The sequence below is a fragment of the Couchioplanes azureus genome, assembly GCF_014648355.1.
Lineage (GTDB): Bacteria > Actinomycetota > Actinomycetes > Mycobacteriales > Micromonosporaceae > Actinoplanes > Actinoplanes azureus.
The window spans coordinates 34,109-52,787 of sequence record NZ_BMQY01000009.1 but is presented as its reverse complement, the minus strand read 5'-3'; the positions used below and the strand labels follow the sequence as shown (position 1 = coordinate 52,787).

At 72.9% G+C, this 18,679-nt stretch carries 10 protein-coding genes and 1 tRNA gene; 4 read left to right on the top strand and 7 right to left on the bottom strand.

Features of this window, described 5'->3' with window-relative positions:
* A complete protein-coding gene (locus IEY99_RS26665; protein ID WP_189206839.1) occupies positions 1-3,186 on the top strand; it encodes an LCP family glycopolymer transferase in 3,186 nt (1,061 codons plus the stop codon).
* A gap of 40 nt (positions 3,187-3,226) precedes the next feature.
* Here IEY99_RS26665 and IEY99_RS26660 read toward each other — a convergent pair whose 3' ends face one another.
* Entirely contained in the window at positions 3,227-3,424 is a 198-nt protein-coding gene (locus IEY99_RS26660; protein ID WP_189206838.1) for a hypothetical protein, read from the bottom strand.
* A 218-nt stretch (positions 3,425-3,642) separates the two neighbouring features.
* Between IEY99_RS26660 and IEY99_RS26655 the strand changes: the two genes are divergently transcribed.
* Complete coding sequence (locus IEY99_RS26655) at positions 3,643-4,101, top strand: hypothetical protein (RefSeq protein ID WP_189206837.1); 459 nt, start codon at positions 3,643-3,645, stop codon at positions 4,099-4,101.
* Between the two features lie 11 nt (positions 4,102-4,112).
* Positions 4,113-4,982 carry a peptidoglycan-binding protein gene (locus IEY99_RS26650; protein WP_189206836.1) on the top strand — a complete coding sequence of 290 codons (870 nt, stop codon included), beginning with the start codon at positions 4,113-4,115 and terminating at the stop codon, positions 4,980-4,982.
* 23 nt (positions 4,983-5,005) lie between these two features.
* Here the strand turns inward: IEY99_RS26650 and IEY99_RS26645 are convergent, their stop codons facing one another.
* Together IEY99_RS26645 and IEY99_RS35000 are read right to left on the bottom strand one after the other, a co-directional pair.
* Entirely contained in the window at positions 5,006-6,055 is a 1,050-nt protein-coding gene (locus tag IEY99_RS26645) for a helix-turn-helix transcriptional regulator (RefSeq protein ID WP_194505978.1), read from the bottom strand.
* A gap of 389 nt (positions 6,056-6,444) precedes the next feature.
* The gene (locus IEY99_RS35000) at positions 6,445-10,602 is read right to left on the bottom strand and encodes an nSTAND1 domain-containing NTPase (protein ID WP_189206834.1); all 4,158 of its coding nucleotides are present in this window, start codon (positions 10,600-10,602) and stop codon (positions 6,445-6,447) included.
* Positions 10,603-11,109: 507 nt separating this feature from the next.
* Between IEY99_RS35000 and IEY99_RS26635 the strand changes: the two genes are divergently transcribed.
* Entirely contained in the window at positions 11,110-11,712 is a 603-nt protein-coding gene (locus tag IEY99_RS26635; RefSeq protein ID WP_189206833.1) for a hypothetical protein, read from the top strand.
* A 565-nt stretch (positions 11,713-12,277) separates the two neighbouring features.
* Here the strand turns inward: IEY99_RS26635 and IEY99_RS26630 are convergent.
* The 4 genes from IEY99_RS26630 to IEY99_RS26595 form a co-directional block, all read right to left on the bottom strand.
* Positions 12,278-12,353: transfer RNA gene (locus tag IEY99_RS26630), tRNA-His, on the bottom strand.
* A gap of 104 nt (positions 12,354-12,457) precedes the next feature.
* A complete protein-coding gene (gene orn, locus IEY99_RS26625) occupies positions 12,458-13,048 on the bottom strand; it encodes an oligoribonuclease (RefSeq protein ID WP_189206832.1) in 591 nt (196 codons plus the stop codon).
* 296 nt (positions 13,049-13,344) lie between these two features.
* Complete coding sequence (locus IEY99_RS34540; RefSeq protein ID WP_229799275.1) at positions 13,345-16,764, bottom strand: hypothetical protein; 3,420 nt, start codon at positions 16,762-16,764, stop codon at positions 13,345-13,347.
* A 141-nt stretch (positions 16,765-16,905) separates the two neighbouring features.
* Positions 16,906-18,558: a copper resistance CopC/CopD family protein gene (locus tag IEY99_RS26595; RefSeq protein WP_189206826.1), complete on the bottom strand. Its 1,653-nt coding sequence runs from the start codon at positions 18,556-18,558 to the stop codon at positions 16,906-16,908.
* Positions 18,559-18,679 lie beyond the last annotated feature (121 nt).

The following is an 18,679-nucleotide window of genomic DNA, read 5'->3' as shown; positions in this document are numbered from 1 at the left end:
GTGGGGCGCAGGCGAAGCGCCGATCGTCCCCGCGCGCACTGGGTGATCTTCGCGCTGGCCGTGACCGCCCTGATGATCACTCTGAGTGTCAACGCGTACACCACGACGACCGGCGGCGGCACCGTGCAGCCCGGCAAGACGGAGATCGTCGACAAGGCGTCGGGTCTCTCCGGGCCGGTCATCCGGTCCGAGGACGAACGGTTGAGCGCCCGGCGGCTCCCCGCCCGGGCCGTCGCCCTGACCTTCGACGACGGCCCGGATCCGGTGTGGACGCCGCAGATCCTCGACGCGCTGCGCCGGCACGGCGCCAAGGCCACGTTCTTCGTGGTGGGCGCCCAGGTGAACAAGCATCCCGAGCTGGTACGCCGGATCCTCGCCGAGGGCCATCAGCTGGGCCTGCACTCCTTCACCCATCACGACCTGTCGGCGATGTCGCCGAGCCGGCGCCGGATCGAGTTCGCCTTGACGCGCAACGCGGTCGCCCACGCCACCGGCCGCGACGTCCGCCTGTTCCGGCCGCCCTACCTGGCATCGGCGGCCCGCGTCGACCAACGCGGCCTCGACCTGATCCGGGCCGCCGGGCGCGACGGCTACGTCACGGTGCTCGCGGACCGGGACACCAACGACTGGCGCCGCCCGGGCACCCGGTGGATCGTCGACGCCGCCCTGCCCCGCGGGGACGCCGGAACGATCGTGCTGATGCACGACGGCGGCGGCGACCGGCGGCAGACCGTCGCGGCGCTGGACCTGCTGCTGCCGCAGCTCGCCGCACAGGGGCGGCAGAGCGTCACCCTCTCGGACGCCCTGCCGGACCTGCCCGCCACCACGCAGGCGCCACAGCGCATGCGCGTGCACGGTCAGGCGTTCGCGATCGCGCAGCACGGCGCCGGCCTGGTGGGCGACGCCCTCTTCGCCCTCATGATCTTCGCGACCGTGCTCGCCGGCACCCGCATGCTGATCCAGACCTTCTGCGCGTGGCGGCACTCCCGCCGCTCGCGCCGGACGCCGCCACCGTTCCGCGCGCCGGTGTCGGTGATCGTGCCGGCGCACAACGAGGCCGCCAACATCGTCGCCACCGTCGAGTCGCTGCTCGCCACCGGCTATCCCGACCTGGAGATCGTGGTCGTCGACGACGGATCGACCGACGACACCGCGGCCCTGGTGGAGGGGCTCGGCCGGCCCGGCGTACGCGTCCTGCGCCGGGCGAACCGGGGCAAGGCGGCCGCGTTGCGTACCGGCGTCGCGGAGGCGCGTCACGACATCCTGGTGCTGATCGACGGCGACACGATCGTCGAGCCGGACACCATCGAGCTGCTCGTCCGGCGGTTCGCCGACGCGGGGGTGGGCGCGGTCGCCGGCAACGCCAAGGTCGCGAACCGTACCGGCGTGATCGGCCGCTGGCAGCACGTGGAGTACGTCGTCGCGTTCAACCTGGACCGCCGGGTGTTCGAGACCGCCGGCTGCATGATGACCGTGCCCGGCGCCCTCGGGGCCTTCCGCCGGGCCGCGCTGGAGGCGGCCGGCGGTTTCGACACCGACACGCTGGCCGAGGACACCGACATCACGATGGCCATCTGCCGGGCCGGATGGCGGGTGGTCTACGACGACAAGGCCTGCGCCTGGACCGAGGCGCCGAGCACCTGGGCCGGGCTGTGGCGGCAACGCTACCGGTGGTGCTACGGCACCATGCAGGCGATGTGGAAGCACCGGGCCGCGCTGCGCGAACGCGGTGCCGGCGGCCGGCTCGGCCGCCGTGGCTCGGTCTACGTCGCCATCTTCCAGGTCCTGCAGCCCATGCTGGCCCCGGCCGTCGACATCTACCTGCTCTGGTCGCTGCTGTTCGAGCCGGCCGGCTGGATCGCGGTGCTCTGGCTCGGCATCCACCTCGCCCAGTTCCTGGTCGCCGTCTACGCGTTCCGCCTCGACCGGGAGCCGGCCGGTCCGCTGTGGTCACTGCCGTTGCAGCAGATCGGTTACCGGCAGCTCATCTATCTGGTGACGATCCAGTCGGCGGTGACCGCACTGATCGGCAGCCGGCTGCGCTGGCACGTCACGCCGCGCACCGGGCGTGCGGCGGCTCTCGTCCCGAACGCTCCCTCGGCCGACTCCCGCGCCGCGCGCATCCAGCGGCGGGTCCGGCTGCGGCGGCTCGGGCGCGACAAGGGCCCGCTGTGGGCCCGGATCACCCTGTGGACCGGCGTCGTGCTGGTCGCGATGAGCGGCACGACGGCGGTGGTCACCACGGCCCTGCGCCACCGGTACGAGAACTCCATCCAGCGCGCCGACCTGCTCGGCGACGCGGCCGCCTACCGCATGGACCCGGACGGCTGGAGCCTCGACAAGCCGCTCACCATCCTGCTGATCGGCATCGACTGGCGGAAGGGGTCCACCGGCACGATCCGGTCGGACACCGTGATCGTCCTGCACGTGCCGAAGAGCAAGGATCGCGCGTACCTGTTCTCGCTGCCGCGGGACACCCTGGTCGACATCCCGGCGCTGCCCGAGGTCGGTTTCCAGGGCGGCCGCGACCGGCTCAACAGCTCCTTCGCGTACGGGTCCGGGCTGGACCAGGACCGGGCCCGGGGCGGCCGGCTGCTGGCCGCCACGGTCAAGCGGCTGACCGGCCTGCCCGGGCTGGACGCTGCGGTGCTCGTCGACTTCTACGGTTTCGCCGACGTGATCCGGGCGCTCGGCGGGCTGCGCGTCTGCGTCGACGCCCAGGTCCGCTCGATACACACCGACCGGGTGTTCCCGAAGGGCTGCAACCGGATGACCGGCGCCGAGGCCATCGACTACCTGCGCCAGCGCAAGGCGGTCAAGGGCAGCGACTACGGGCGCCAGCACCACCAGCAGGAGTTCATCGCGGCGATCGCCGCGGAGGCCAAGCGGCAGAACCTGGCGACCAACCCGATCAAGCTCGACGCGGTGCTCCGGCGAGCCGGCAACGCGATGACGATGACGACCGGGCCGGCCAGTCCGACCGACCTGGCGCTGGCCCTGCGCGGGATCAGCCCCGACCGGATCACCATGATCAAGACGCCGGGGCACGGCGTGCACCGCGCCGGCCAATATCTCGGCGAGGAGCTGGAACCGGAGGCGTACGAGATGTTCCGCGCGGTCCGGGACGGCACGCTGCCGCAGTTCGTCGCCGCTCATCCCGGGCTTGTCTCGGGCGTCGCCCGATAGGGCGTCCACCGCCGAAGACGTCACCCGGGCCGGGGGGACGTCACGCGTAGACGTCGATCCCGGTCCCGCCGGTGACCCGGGCGGCGACGACGGTCCCGGCCTGGACGCCGCGGACCGCCTGCAGCAGGTCGGCCTGGGCATTGACCTGCGCCTGCTCCGCCTGCGGGTCGCGCACCTGGCCGGGGGCCATGACGTGGCCCCACAGCGCCGCACCCGAGCCGATCGAAGAGACTGACATGCGAGCACCACCTTGCGGCATGCCGCCACGGCGGGGCGCCGGGCGAGTTGGCAGCGGCACCATCGACCGGCCGGGCGGCGGCTTGAGCTTTTCTTGACGAAGGCTTCGAGCGACGCGGCGGGGGGAGGAATTGGTGGCCGCTTCGCCACCTACTGCGCGGGGCCGGCTCCTGGTGTGGTGGTCGGAGTTCCTTCCCAGACAGAACGGATGCTCCCACCATGCGAAAGTCCCTCCGTGCCCGGACCGCCGCCGCGCTCGGCGCCGTCGCCCTGATCAGCAGCGGCGTGGTCGGGATCTCGGCCGCACCGGCTCAGGCCATCCCGCGGACGAACCAGTGCGGCAGCGCCTACGCGTTCCTGAAGTCGTGGTCCATCGACTGGCGGACCCGCACCGGTGGCTACATCGACGTCTACTACAACCGGACCAACGGCTACAACTGCGTCATGGCGCGGGTGAACGACAACGTGATCCACAGCTGGTCCAACGACATCGCCGTCGGGGTCCGTAAGAGCGGCGGCACCTGGCAGAGCGACGGCCAGAAGCCGGGCCAGCACTTCACCAAGTTCGCCGGGCCGCTGTACGTCCACGCGCCGAACTCCTGCATCGACATCTGGGGCAGCTTCGACACGTCCGGCGGCGGCGGTTACAGCCACTACGACCGCGTCCACTGCAGCTGAGGGAGCGCGCCATGAACCAGCACGCACCGAGAACCGGCCGCTCGAGACGGTGGCTGCTGTCGCGCGGCACCGCGGTCGGCATCGCGGCGACCGTCACCGGCATGCTGGTCGCCGGCGAGGCCTCGGCCCTTCCGGCGGTCGACATGGAGATGGTCCTCCTCGCCGCCCAGGTCGACCCGCCGAAGGACGGCACCGGCGCCACCGACGGCGCGGCCGCCCACGTCCGGGAGGTGGAGCGGGCCCTGAACGCCAAGGGGCTGCTCGCGGCGAGTGCGGTCGACGGACACTACGGGACCTCCACCCGGTCCGCGTACGCCGCCTGGCAGCGTTCCCTCGGTTTCTCGGGCATCGACGCGAACGGCCTCCCGGGCGCCACGTCGCTCGCCAAGCTCGGGGACGGCCGGTTCACGGTGACCCGGGCCGTCTCCGCCGGCTCCTCCACCACGTACGGCGGCCGGAAGGTCAACGCCCGTACCCGGGACATGCTGGCCGCCGCCGACGCCCGGCTGACCTGGAACCTGGCGCTCGACCAGGGCTCGTACAGCACGTCCGACCCGACCTCCGCGGGCACGCACGACGGCGGCGGCGCGGTCGACATCACGGTGGCGAACCTGACGACCACCCAGCGCTGGCAGACGGTACGGGCGCTGCGAACGGTCGGCTTCGCCGCCTGGTGGCGTACCCCGCCCCAGGGATCCTGGCCGCACCACATCCACGCCGTCGCGATCTCGGACCCCGACCTGTCGGCGCCGGCCGCCCAGCAGATCCACGACTACTACTTCGGTCGTAACGGGCTGGCCAACCACGCGGCCGACGACACACCGGCGGCCTACCGCACGGCGTTCACCTGGTGGGAGAAGTACCGCCGGGCGACCGCCTGACCGGACGGTCCTGCTCCGGGTGCTCACTCGGGTACGGGTGGGCACCCGGATGCCGTCGCGGGCGGCAGGTAGAGGCCCAGGTCGGCCGCGCGCATGACGGCGGCCGCGGTGCTGCGGGCGCCGAGCTTCGTCCGCGCCTGCTCGAGCGCCACGATGACGGCCGAGAGCGGGATGTGCAGGGCGGCCGCGATCTGGTCCGGCGTGCCGCCGGTGATCAGGCGGCCGAGGACGGCCATCTCCCGGTGGGACAGGTGCCGCAGATCGCCGGCGGGATGCAGCACGACGACGGCGGTGAGATGGTGCGGCAGCTCGTCGCCGCAGGCGAGCATGGTGGCCTTCAGATAGCCGGGCGGATCCGGCGGACGGGTGGGGGTGAGAAACCCGGCGCGACTGTCGCCGTCGCGGTAACAGGCGATGGCCTCCTCGAGGACGGGCGACCCGGGCGCGAGCAGCCGGTGCCGGGGCAGGCCGGGCAGGTCCTCGGTGTTGCCCGCGCGGGTGAGGATCACGCCCGCCACGGCGTCGGTGACGATCGCGGCCATGGCGGCGATGGTGCGCATCGGATCGACGGCGTGCGCGATCAGGCCGCCGACGCGGGCCAGCAACCGGCACGTCGCGTCGCAGATCGGCGCGGCCGTCTCGGTGCAGGCTCCGAACAACCCGAGATAGCGGCCGTCGGCGGTGCGCAGCGGTACGGCGATCCCCTCCCGGAAGCCGGCCGGGTGCAGATACTCCGCCCAGACCGGCAGTTCGGCGGGCGGCACGGGCAGCGAGCTGATCCGTACGGGTGCCGGATGCCGGTGCAGATCCACGACCTCGACGTCGTGGAGGAGGTCCCGCCCCTCCAGATAGTCCTGTACCCGCTGGTCATAGCCGTAGCTGACCAGCGTGGGCTGGATCCGGCGCTCCGGGTCCAGCAGGCTGATCCGGCCGGCGTCGAAGCGGAAGCGGTGCCGCACGGTGGTGAGCACGGCCTCCGCCCGGACCGCGATGGGCTCCGGCGCGCCGACGATCTCGGTGAGCTCCGCGACGACCGCGGGCGGGGCCGTACGACCGCGTCCGGAGTGGTGCACGGGCGCACGCGCGTTTCCGGAGTGGATCGGGTGCACCGGCCGGGGACCACCGTTCCGGCTCACCACGACGGCTCCGATGTGCTCCCTAGTCGAATGTGCCGCACACGACCCATGAGCCTTCCTCAGCCGGCCTGCCCCCACCACCTACCTCACTATAGATACATTTCGGTCACGCACGGCAAGTGTTCATCGATGTACGGCAATATCGAGGAAGCGCCGACCGGCGCGCCCCGCCGGGCCACGGCCGTCGCGGGCCGGGATCTGGTGCCCGTTGGGGCAATCTCGACCGCCGATATGGACGATTGACACTTCATCGATTAGGGTAGGACTCACGCCGTTGCGAGTTCTTCCCCCGTGGAATTCGCAACGGCGTTCTTCGTCCGCCGTCGTCAACCACAGCTCCGGAACGAGGTCTCCTCCGGCGCGTAGAGGTCCCAGTCCAGCTCGGTCATGTCGCCGGCCTGGGCGCAGAGGCTGCCCACCGGATCCCGGTAGACCTCCGGGTCCCAGATCTGGATGCCGTGGCCGTCGGCGGTGGCCAGCCGGCGGCCGTCCGGCCGGAAGGCGAACAAGGTCGTCTGCCAGCGGGCCCTGCTCATCGGTACGCCGAGGCGCCGGCCGGTACGCGGATCCCACAGCACGGCGCCCTCCTCGCTGGTGACCAGGAGCTGCCGGCCGTCCGGGCTGAACGCCACGCCGTCCACGCTCTCGCCGGCCTTCCACTCGGGGCCGGCCGGCGAGCCGGTGGGCGTATACCAGATCCGGACGGAACCCGAGGAGGACGCGGTGGCCAGCAGGGTTCCGCTCGGGTCGAGCGCCACCCGGTAGAACTCGGCGCGTCCGAACTCCACGTCGACGTCGTCGACGTCCTCGTCGATGAGCGGGTCACCCCGCGCCGCCCGGGTCCGGGTGTCCCACCGCTCGACCCGCCCGGCGCTCCCGGTGATCAGCGTCGTCCCGTCCGGCGTCAGCGCCAGGCTGACCAGGTTGCCGCGGTGCCCGGCCAGCGGCACGGCCGCCGGCTCGCTGTCGGGCCGCCAGACCCAGGGACGGCTGTCTTCACCGCCGATGGCCAGCACCCGGCCGTCGCGGCTGTAGGCCAGCCCGACCCCGGTTCGCCGCAACGGCTCCTCCGGGAATCTCGACTCGCCCGCCGACGTCCTCTTCCGCGACTTGCCGGCGCCCAGTTCCCAGAGGTGAGTCAGGCCGCCGTAGGCGCGACCGGCCAGCAGCCCGCCGTCGCGATGAAACGCCAGGCCGTCCGCGCTGGTGCGCAGGACCGGGCCGGAGGGAAGCATCGTGGCCGCGTCCAAGATCTGCACGCGGTCCCGGTCGTCGGCGACCGCGAGCCGGGCACCGTCCGGGCTGTAGGCCAGGGCACGCACCGCGGCCGGAAGCTCGGGCGCCGCCTCCACCAGCCGGCGACCGGCCAGATCCCACAACCGGACGACACCGTTCGCACCGGCCGCGAGGATCCGGCCGTCCGGGCTGAAGGCGACCCGGGTCGCGTCGTCGCGCGGCCCGGTCAGCGGCGGCCCGGCAGGCCGCCCGGTCGCGGCGTCCACCAGCTCGGGCGGCCCGCCGCCCCCGGCCAGCGCGAGCATCCGGCCGTCCGGCGAGATCGCCACGTCGGTCCCGGCGGTCTTCCCGGGCGGCGCGGGGAGGACACCCCGGGCCCTGCCGGTCACCGTGTCCCACCTGGACACCGAGCCATCGGAAGCCAGGGCCAGCAGGATCTTGCCGTCCGGCGTGAAGAGCACCTGGACGATGTCCGCCGTCCCGCCCGTGAGCGCCGGATACGCCGCCGTGCGGGTTGCCGTGTGCCAGACCCGGATCGCGCCGCGTCCGTCGCCGACGGCGATGTACCGGCCGTCCGGGCTGTAGGCGACGTCGGCCGTGGTGGTGCCCGGCCCGGCCGGCAGGGATGCGACGCGGCTCCTGGTTCCGGTGTCGAACAGGTCCGCCGTGCGGCCGTGGGTCTCGACGACAACCCGGTCACCGCCGGGACTGAGTGCCGCCGAGCCGCCGAACCGGGGCAGGTCTCGCGAGTCGAACGGCAGGACGTCCGCACGGTTCGTCCAGGCCTGCCCTGGCGCCGGGACCTTCCACAATTCCGCCGGGCCGAGGCTGTCGAAGGCGACGAGGTGCCGGCTGTCCCGGCTGAACGCGAGATCGGTCGCCGAAGGCAGCTCGGCGACCACCCGGTCGCTGCCACGATCCCAGATCCGCGTGCCGCGGGACCCGCTTGCCGCCAGGTGCCGGCCGTCCGGGCTGAATGCGAGGGCCTCCACCGGGCCGTCCACCCCGAGGGTGCTGTGATAGCCGGTGAGCACGGCGTTCACCGCCTTGTACGCCTCCTCGGTGGGTGCCGTGCGCAGCGCCGCCAAGGCCAGCCGCTGCGCGCTCAGCCAGGATTCCGGACCCAGCAGCAGACTCCGGGCGGCGAACTTGCGGGACAGCGCGACGGAGGACTGCCGGTCGTACAGGACGGCACCGGCGACCACACCCGCCAGCAGCAAGACCACCGCGGCCGCGGTCGCCCGGTTCAGCCGGCGCCTGCGCCGCTCGCGCCGGCTACTCGCCGTGAGAAACTCCTCGACCGCCGGCTCGGCCCCGGTCCGCTCGGTGGCGTACCAGGCGGCAGCCAGCCGGGTGCCCCGGTACAGATAGGACGGGTCGCGCCCGCGGTGCCAGGCCGACGCCTGCTCCACCAGTTCCCGGTGCAGCGCCCGGTCGGCGGCGCTGCTCTCCAGCCAGTTGCGCAGCGTGTGCCACGACTGGATGAGCTGCTCGTGGGCGATGTGCACCTGATCGTCGTCGCCGAGGATCAGCAGCCGCCGCTCCGCGAAGACCTCCAGCACCTTGTCCAGGCCCTCGTCACCGGCGGTCAGACGAAGTTCCTGCCGGGTCGCCGGCCGCCGCGCCGGCCGGCCGTCGGTATGCACCACGAGGTACTGGAACACCCGCCGGGCGACCTCGCGCTGCGCCTCGGTGAGCGACTCGTGGACCCGGTCGGCGCTGGACCGGACGATGTCCGCGACACCTTCGGTGGTCCGGTAGCCGTCCAAGGTCAGCCCGTCCGGCCACATCAGGAACAGCGCCTGGGACAACAGCGGCAGCGCCCCGGTGTCGAACCCGGTCGGCAGTCCCGGATCCCGCAGGTCCTCGACGATCGCGTCGGTGAGCGCGGCCGGGACCGCGACACCCGCCTGGGCGGCCGGCCCGGTGATCGCCGCGCGCAGCTCGGCCTCGCTCATCGCGCCGACCCCGAACGGGCCGGCCTCCACCGCGTCCCGCACCGCCGGCCACGCCATCGCCTGGTCCAGAAAGTCACCCCGGATCCCGACGACGACCAGCGCGCCCGGCCGGCCGTCCGGCAGGGCCGGCTCGGTGGCCAGGCTGTGCAGCGCGCCCAGGTACGCCTGCCGGGTCGCCTGGTCGTCCACCAGGGTGAACAGCTCCTCGAACTGGTCGACCACGAGCACCAGCCGGGACTGCGGGACGGTCAGCAAGGCCTGCCGTACGAGCAGATGCGCCGCGCACGGCTCGGCCCGCACCGCGTGATGAGCGGAGATGGCGTCGGTCCCGGCCAGGTCGGCCAGGTGGGTGGCCAGATGCCGCAGCGGATCCGCGGTCGGCGTGATCACCCGCCGGGGCCAGGCCGACGAGCCGGCCGCCACCTCGTCGTTCGCGAGGGCGTACAGCAGACCAGCCTCCAGCAGCGACGACTTCCCGGCGCCGGACGGTCCCACCACCAGCAGCAGGCCGCCGGCGTCGAGCTGTTCCGCGGCCCGGACGACCAGGCGGCGGGTCAGTTCCCGGCGGCCGTGGAAGACCGCGGCGTGGTACTCCCCGAACGGCAGCAATCCCCGGTACGGATTGCCTTCCCAGCGAGGGCGCGGCTCGACGCCGGGCTCCGGCACCACCGCGCGGCACCGCAACGTCTCGCGCAGCCAGGCCAGGTCGGCCGCCATCTGCCGGAACCGCTCACGGTCGGCGCTGCGCCGGGTGGCCTCCCGGCGTACCTCGTCCGTCAGCTCGGCAAGCGCGGCGCCGAACTCGCCGCTGAGCTGGGCGAAGGCGAAGCCGAGCCGGGGCAGCAGCTCCCGGTCGCCGCCCTCGGCGGCGGAGCGCACGGCCGCGCTGGCCAGGTCGGCCTTCTGGAAGAGGGCGACGATCTCGGCGCGCAACGCCCGGTTCTCCTCGGTACGGAACGCCACCGCGATCCGCTCGACGAGATCGTCCCGCGCGTCGGCGCCTCCCCCACGCAGCTTCTGCACCGCGTCGGAGATGACCGCGGTGAGCATGTTCGCCCCGACCGACCCGGCCACCCCGACGCCCGCCACCAGGGTGACGCCCGCGCCCCCGGCCGCCGCGACCACGGGCGCGAGCGCGGCGACGGCCAGCACCCCGACGATCGTGGACGCGGAGGCCGAGCGCAGGGCACCCGCGCTCGACGTCACCGTGGCGGCCACCGACTGCCGCATCCGCTCGCACAGCGACTCGTCGTCCGACGGGCGCAACCGCGGCCCTCCCGCGTCCGGCATGCGCTGTCAACGAGTCACCGGCCGAGTCGGTGGCGCGCGGACCCCGATCGGTGGAGCGGCCGGGGCCGACGAAAGGCCCGACCGCTTCCGCGATCGAGTCTCTCACCTGCACTTATCTGGGTTGATCGACGGGACTCGAACCCGCGACCCCCGGGACCACAACCAAGGTTACCGATTGGGCGGAACCCGCGATGTCGGGCATCCTCGCAGGTCAGCTAGGCCTCGAGGCCGATCTTCGCAGCACCTGACCGCACCTGAACGCGCATTCCGCTCCCACCTTCGCTCCACGCAGTGACCGACGGTCTTCGTCCCGAACCATGAGAGGCGTAAGGGTTTCGCTTCATTACGTAAACGCCTGGGCGCAGGTAGTTCTCAAACGTCCCAACGCGCACATCTTGCTGATCTCGTCCAGGTGTGGACAACAGCAGAACCCAGCGGCCAGGGATTGGCCAGAGCAGCGACGCCCCATTAGGCTCCGATGCCGCTCCGACATTCGGAAGGACATTCATGGCAGAGCAGGATTCGGCAAATCAAGCGGGTCACACCGCGCCGCCCGTACCGGAGTCGGACGGCAACGGTACGACCACCTGGCGGCCGGCGCTCGAGACTGACCGCGTCCGCTCGGCCGCCGCCGGGCTCGGCGCGTTACGGCTGGCCCGGCGGGAACCCGGCCCGGCCGGCGAAACCCTGAACGGCATCGCGCTGGCCATCGGTTCGGCGGCCGCGCTGTACGTGATCAACCTGATCCTGACTCCATTCGGCGACGCCGGCTGGGTGACGATCCTCCGTGGCCTGCTCATCGTTCTGGTCGCCGGCGTACTGATCGGCCTGATCCGGGCGGTGCGTGGACTGCTCCGGGCTCGGATGGCGGTCTACATCTACGACCACGGCCTGGTGGGCACGGCCCGAGGCGCCATCAGGACGATCCGCTGGGACCAGGTGACCCAGATCGCCATCTTCGCCACCGAGGGCGTACACGTGGGCGCGGAGAACCAGCCGATGATCATTCCGGCCGCGGTGTACGGCGGGGGCTCCGAGGACAAGGCCGAGTTCCTGAACGCCGTCCTGCCGCCGCTGGAACAGCGAGGCGTCGACATCCGACGATTCTGAGCGTCCCCGTCGTCGACGTCGCTATCGATCTGCATTGGAAGCTGTACGAACTCAACGGCCGGTTCTACGGCGGTCGCCCGAAAGACGGGTCCATGCGGACGGTAGCGACGCCGCCGTTCCTCAATGGGCTCTTAAAGCGTCACCTCTCCTCAGGCGTCCCGCTGAGATGCGACTGTGTGGCACAGGCCAGCGGCACCGGGGGCATCCCATGGTGCACCGGACATGGGTACGCATTCCTGGTCGACCACCGGCACCCCTGGCCCGGCAAGCCGCTGCCGCCATGGCCGGCAGCGGAGACGGACCAGCCGCACACGCCGCCGCAGGGCCGAGGCCGAACTCTGCGGAGCCCTTCAGGAACGCTGGATGGCATCGCTGCGGGCTCGTGCCGCCCTGTCGCCCTCTTCGGCGGTCCCGGCGCTGAACGCGGCCCTGCTGGCGCTCCCCAACCGGCCCCGATCGCTCCCGCTCGGAGCACCCGCTCCCAGCCTGCTCCCAAAATCGGACACCTGAACGGCAGAGCGCCGGACCGCTTTCGCGATCCGGCGCTCTGACCTTGGACTTTCTCTGGGGTGATCGACGGGACTCGAACCCGCGACCCCCGGGACCACAACCCGGTGCTCTACCAGCTGAGCTACGACCACCATGCCCCGCCTGAGGATGACCTCCGCAGCGGGCGCCGGACAAGCATAGCCGGACTCCCCACCCCGCCGTCGACCGGGTTACCGCCCGGCGCGGCGCGGCGGACCTACAGCTCGGCGGCGATCGCCCGGGCCTGGTCGACGTCCGGTCCCGGCTGCGGCACGAACATCGTGCGCCGGTAGTACTCCAGCTCGCGGATGCTCTCCCGGATGTCGGCGAGCGCGCGGTGCGCCAGGCCCTTCTGGGGCTGCCCGAAGTACACCCGCGGGTACCAGCGGCGGGCCAGCTCCTTGAGCGACGAGACGTCGATCATGCGGTAGTGCAGGAAGCTGTCCAGCGTCGGCATGTCGCGGGCCAGGAAACCCCGGTCGGTCGCGATCGAGTTGCCGCAGAGGGGGGCGGTGCGCGGGCTGGTCACGAACTGCTTCACGTACGCCAGGACGACCTCCTCGGCCTCCGCCATCGTGACCGTGGACCGCCGCACCTCTTCGGTGAGGCCGGACTTGGCATGCATCTCCCGCACGACCTCGGGCATCGCGTCCAGCGCGGCGTCGTCGGCGTGGATGACGAGGTCGACGCCCTCACCGAGGATGTTGAGATCCGGATCGGTGACCAGCGCCGCCACCTCGATCAGGGCATCTTTGCCCAGGTCGAGCCCGGTCATCTCACAGTCGATCCATACCAGAAGATCCGCCACAGGATCAGCCTACGCGCACGAACTGGTGACGCGCGGGACGCCCGGTAGTACCCACCTGTTCGATACTCAACGCACCCAGGCGTCCGGATTCACCCTAGATTGTCGGTATCGGCACCAGGACTACCCACTTCGCCCAAGTACGGGCTAAACTGGGCTTAACGGACGAAGCCCCCCTTCGGTTACTCCGTTCCCCCGGTAAAGGGCCCTCCGCGTCGGCAGCGCGGAGGGCCCTTTCGGTACGAAAACGCGGAAGCCCCGGGCTCGTCGCCCGGGGCTTCCCCGCTTCGCTCCGTCCGTCAGTCCTTGCTCTGCCCGCGACCCCGGCGAGGAGGCCGGGTCACCTTGATCGGAGGCTCCTGGCTGTCGGGATCCGGCGCCGGCAACCCGGACGCCGTGACATTGCGCCGGCGCCTGGCCTTCGCACCGCCCAGCAACTCGGCAACCTCGTCCTTGTAGCTGCCCAACAGCCCCCGCTTGACAGGCTGCCGGGCGCTCGCCACCTCGCCGGAACCCTTCTCGGCGCCCTGCTCCTGCACCGGCTTCACCTCCGCGACGGCCGGTGCTTCCGACGTCATGTCCGCGACGGCACGCTCCTGCGGCTTCGCGTCCGCGACGGCACGCTGGTCCGCCATCGCATCTGCGACGGGACGCTGCTCCGCCTGCACATCTGCGGCGGCACGCTGCTCCGGCTTCGCCTCCGCCGGCTGGGCCTGCTCGGTGCGCTGCCCGGCGATCCGGGTCTCGACCTTCGGCGCCGCATCCGCGACATTCGCGGGACTCGCGTCGGCGCGGGCCGAGCCGGATGCCGGCTCTGCCGGGCCGGAGGAGACCGCCGGCCACGCCGAAGGTCGCTGGGCGGTAGCCGTCGGAGCCGCCCCGGACGCTTCGACCTTGCCCGACGGTACGGGCTCGCGAGCCGGCTCGGCCGGCCTCGAGGGCCCGGGAACCGAGGGCCGCGACGGAGCGGGCGCGGGAGAGACCGGCGCGGGTGCCACGGGCTTCGGCGAGACCGGCCCCGGAGACACCGGCCTGGCCGGCGCGGGCGCGGTGCCCGCCTTGACCGGAGCCGGCTCGGCCTGCACCTTGACCGGCTCCTGCGCCTTGGCCGGCTGCGGCATGGACCCAGCCTTCGCCGGCACCTGCTCGGCCTTCCCCTGCGTCGCCGGACCCGCAGGCTTGTCCAGCACAGCCGGGCCGACGGGCTTGGCCTGCGCAGCCGGGCTGACCGGCTTGCCGGGCTCGACCGGGCTGACCGGCTTGCCCTGCGCAGCCGGGCTGACCGGCTTGCCGGGCTCGACCGGGCTGACCGGCTTGCCCTGCGCAGCCGGGCTGACCGGCTTGCTCGGCTCCACCGGGCTGACCGGCTTGGCCTGAGCAGCGGGATCGGCGGGCTCCGCAGCCGGATCGGCGGGCTTGGACGCACCGAGGCTGGTGCCGACTCGGCCCGAGTCGGCCCGGGTGAGGCCGGTTGCCGCCCAGGCGCTCGCCGGCGGGCCGCCGAAGAGGGCGTTCCGCGGCGGGTTCTTCGCAGGCTGGCTGGGCTTCGGCGCGGCGCCGACAGTGCTGGCCGGCGCACCCTTCCCGGCGGCGGGCTCGGCGGACTCGGCGGACTCGGCTCCTTGGGCGGGCTGGGCGGGCGCATTGGGCTCGGCCGGCTCGGTGGGCGTGGGCTGGGGTGCCTTCGCGGTCTCGGCGCGCGACGCCGTGCCGGCCTCGGCGGGCCCGGAGACTTTCCCGGCCCCGGCGCGCGACGCCGTGCCGGCCTCGGCGGGCCCGGAGACTTTCCCGGCCCCGGCGCGCGAAGCCGTGTCGGGCTCGGCGGGCCTGGACGCTTTCGCGGTCTCGGCGCGCGAAGCCGTGTCGGGCTCGGCGGGCCTGGACGCTTTCGCGGTCTCGGCGCGCGGCGCCGTTCCGGGCTCGGCGTGGAGCGGCTCGTCCGTCCCTGCGGGTACGGAGAGACCGGTCACCAGGACGTCGTAACCCTTCGGCGGAACGGATGCAGCCGGGCGCTCCGGAGCCGGACCGGTCGCGGCCGGACGGTCCGGAGGCGAGATCGCCACGGCCGGGCGCGTCTTCGCCGCGTCAGCTTCGGTTTGGCCGGCCAGGGCGTCGGCGGCGACCGTCGCGCCGCTGGTGGGAGCGGGCCCGACCACGGAGGCCGGGCCGGTGGTGGCAGGCGGCTTCGGGTCGGTGGGCTGGGCGGTTGGCTGCTTCGCCGCCGCCGCGGTGGTGGCGGCTGCTTTGCGGGAGGCGTTGAGGGCGGCTACGGCGCGGGCCTCGGTTTCGCGGGCTCGGGCTGCGGCCGTCTCCGCTACCCAGGCTCCGACCGCTGAGGCCTCGAAGATGGGCAGGTCCGTGGGCTGGGGGGCGGTCCGGCGGCGGGCGGCTCGATCCGGGGCGCGGCCGAAGAGCGGGTCGGTGGCGGCGGCCGCGGGCGGTGCGGCCGCGGGGCCCGCTGCCGGAGTGACCCGGGGCGTGATCAGACCCAGTGGCTCGCCGGGCGCCGGCGAGGAGACCGAGGACGCGGGCGAAGAGACCGGGGATGCCGGCGAAGAGACCGGGGACGCCGGCGAAGGGAGCGCGGACGCCGGCACCGGCGATGGGACCGGGGAAGCCGCCGCCGGAGCAGCGGGCGCCACCTCGGGAGAAGACGCGGAAGAGGGAGACGGCAACGACGGCGAGGGCACCGCCGGGGACGAAGGAGCGGCCACCGGCACCGAGGGAGCGACCACCGGCGAGGAAGGAGCCACCGCCGGGGACGAAGGAGCGGCGACCGGTACCGGCGGGGCGGGTTCCGGGGAGGACGGCATCGGGATGGCCGGGCCGCGGGCCGACGGCTGGTTTCTCGTGGACGACGGCGGCCAGGTCAGCGACGGTGGGCGGCTGCGGGGCTGGCAGTCGGCGAGGGTGCGGGGGCGGTGGGTTGCCGAGTGGCGGCCTCCGCCGACGCGGCTGAGCGGCAACGGGGCGCCGATCGCCTGCATGAGGTCCGGGACCTGGCTGGGTTCGACGATGTAGACGACCTCGCGGCGGCGGGACGGCCAGCCGAGGATGATCATGCCGATCATCACCAGGATGCTGCCGGCGGTCAGCAGGGTCCAGGTGGCCTGGTTGAGCCAGCCGGGGCGCACGCCCGCGGTGGATTCCAGGCGGATGCCGGGCTGCGCCGCCGGGTTCATGATGACCAGGCTGTATTCGGTGTCGCGCAGCGTGGTGGGGTTCCAGTCGACGGCGCCGGTGCCCGCGGCGATCCAGATGCGTTCCCGGCCCGGCAGTTGTTCCGGGGCCCGGGTGCCGGGGACGGGTTTCGCCGTCACCGGGAGTGCTCCGGTGCCGAGGTCGATCGCGGCCACCGAGATGCGGGGGATGTCGGCCAGGTACGCGTCGGCGCGCCCGCGGGGTGCGATGCCCACGAAGGCGGGGGCGCCGGAGGAGACCGCCGTGATGCGCAGCCGGGTGTCGCCGAGGCGGGCGAACGGGGCGTCCTTGCGCAGCAGGGCGTCGACGTCGTCGACCACGACGGCGTACCCGGAGGTCGCCACGCGCTGCATCGTCCCGCTGAAGGCGCCTCCGGCGTCCCGGTGTTGCATGGCGGCCCAGAAGGCGCCGCCTACCAGTAGCGCCGGGATGCCGACGGTCAGCAACAGCATGCCGAGGATCGTGCGGAGCACCCGCATCTCGATCTCCCCCTTCTCGGTGGTACTGCGGCAGACCATACAGACCGAAATAACACCAAAATGGATAAACGGTTACTTCAGCCCCTACCGGTATAAAGGGCGTCGCTGAAAGAACCCTGGGGAGAGCAAAAGGCAGCGAGGGCCGGCCCTGGCGGACCGGCCCTCGCGAGGAGAGCGCGCTTAGGAGATCTTCGCTTTCACGGTGAGCGTGGACTGGTCGATCTCGCTCGTGCGTACGGTGAACTTGAACGTCCACTCCCCCGCCATGGGCAGCGCGATGTCGCCGATGGCGTGGAAGTCGGTGATCCGCAGCAGCGGCACCTCGATCGGCTCGATGCCCTTGGCCGGCAGGGCCGCCGTGGCGGTCCACTCCACGACCGGCAGTGGCTTGTTGTCCGGCGTGTACGCGTACAGGTGCAGCGAGTTGTTGCCCACCGTGGCGGGGAAGACGTCCACCTGCAACGAGACCCGGGCGTCCGACACGGTCTGCGTGATGGTGGTGGACGTGGCGCCGGTCTCGGCCGCCTCGGCCGTGCGCGGCGGCGGAATCTGCACCAGCGCCGCCGTCACGCCGAGCACCACCGCCGTGACCGCCAGCTCGGCGAGTACCACGCGGCGCAGGGTGCGCGGGCCGGTCTCGGCCCGGCGGCTGCGCACCAGCTTGCGGGAGAACGCCGCCATCGCGATCACCACCGCGGCGAGGCCGACCTTGGCCAGGATGAGCCGCCCGTACGTGGTGGTGAACAGGCCGTCGAAGGACGCGACCTCGATGAGCGCCTGGACGACGCCGGCGATGATCAGCGCGGCGACGGCGGTGGCCGCCCACCGGGACCAGATCGGCAGGATCGCGCCGAGCTCGCCCTCGTTGGCGTGCCGCAGCAGGAAGCCGGCCAGCATCACCAGCCCGCCGAGCCAGACCGCCATCGCGGCCAGGTGGATCGCGTCGACGACCACGGAGACGCCGGCCACCGGCGAGGCGGTCGGATGCCCGGTCAGCGGCCAGGTGGCCAGGGCCGAGACGCCCAGGACGCCGAGCAGGGCCAGGTCGGCCTTGGACTCGCCGCCGTCGCCGCGCAGCAGCGGTCGCAGCAGGAAGGCCGCCGCCCCGATGACGCCGAGCCGGACCAGCATCACCGCTCCGAACGTGCTGCCGAGCACGGTCTGCAGATCGCCGCCGGAGACGCCGAACAGCCCGCTGCCGGTGGTGTACGGCGCCTGCAACCACAGCCCCAGCACCGTGCTCGCGAGCACCAGCCCCACGCCGGTCCAGACGAGCCGCGCGGGTCCGGTGCGGGAGAGCCGGTGCGGCCAGAGCAGCGCGAGCACCAGCACCGGCCCGACCAGCAGCACCAGGCCGGCGTACCCGAGGTATTTGCCGACCGGGATGAGCGCGCGCACGACCGGGTCGACCGCCTGCGCGGCGTCCGCCTCGCTCGGCGGGGTGGACGTCGCGCCCACCGAGTAGGTCAGCGTGCCCGCCACCGGGTGGCTGTCGGCGGAGACGACGCGGTAACTGACCAGGTAGGTGCCGCGGGCGCCGCCGGAGCGCAGCGGGATGGTCACCGTGCTCCCGGCGGCCTCCGGTTCGCCCTGGTCGGCGCGGCTGCCGTCGGGTGCGAGCACCTGGATCTTGCCCGCGATGAGCTGCACCGACTCGCTGAAGGTCAGGGTGACGCGGTTGGGCGCGTCCGGGACGATCGTGTTGGCGCCGGGGTCGCTGGCGACCAGCGCGGCGTGGGCGCTGGCCGGGCTCGCCGGCCCGGCGAGCAGGCCCAGGAGCCCGAGAAGCAGCCCGGCGAGGGCCACCGAAGCCCGGCGTCGATCAACGGTCATGCGAGCAATGCTCCCCGATGGCTCGAAGGGCACGACAACGTGGTCGCGCGGGCGCGGACGGACGAAGAACAGTCGGACGCCCGGGCCCGATAGTTCCCGCTCAGTACGACAATTCTCCACC

What these genes read in the sequence shown, in the direction of transcription:
- IEY99_RS26660 (WP_189206838.1), bottom strand. Translation starts at nt 3,424, where the DNA reads ATGTCAGTCTCTTCGATCGGCTCGGGTGCGGCGCTGTGGGGCCACGTC.
- IEY99_RS26655 (WP_189206837.1), top strand. Translation starts at nt 3,643, where the DNA reads ATGCGAAAGTCCCTCCGTGCCCGGACCGCCGCCGCGCTCGGCGCCGTC.
- IEY99_RS26650 (WP_189206836.1), top strand. Translation starts at nt 4,113, where the DNA reads ATGAACCAGCACGCACCGAGAACCGGCCGCTCGAGACGGTGGCTGCTG.
- IEY99_RS35000 (WP_189206834.1), bottom strand. Translation starts at nt 10,602, where the DNA reads ATGCCGGACGCGGGAGGGCCGCGGTTGCGCCCGTCGGACGACGAGTCG.
- IEY99_RS26635 (WP_189206833.1), top strand. Translation starts at nt 11,110, where the DNA reads ATGGCAGAGCAGGATTCGGCAAATCAAGCGGGTCACACCGCGCCGCCC.
- IEY99_RS34540 (WP_229799275.1), bottom strand. Translation starts at nt 16,764, where the DNA reads ATGGTCTGCCGCAGTACCACCGAGAAGGGGGAGATCGAGATGCGGGTG.
- IEY99_RS26595 (WP_189206826.1), bottom strand. Translation starts at nt 18,558, where the DNA reads ATGACCGTTGATCGACGCCGGGCTTCGGTGGCCCTCGCCGGGCTGCTT.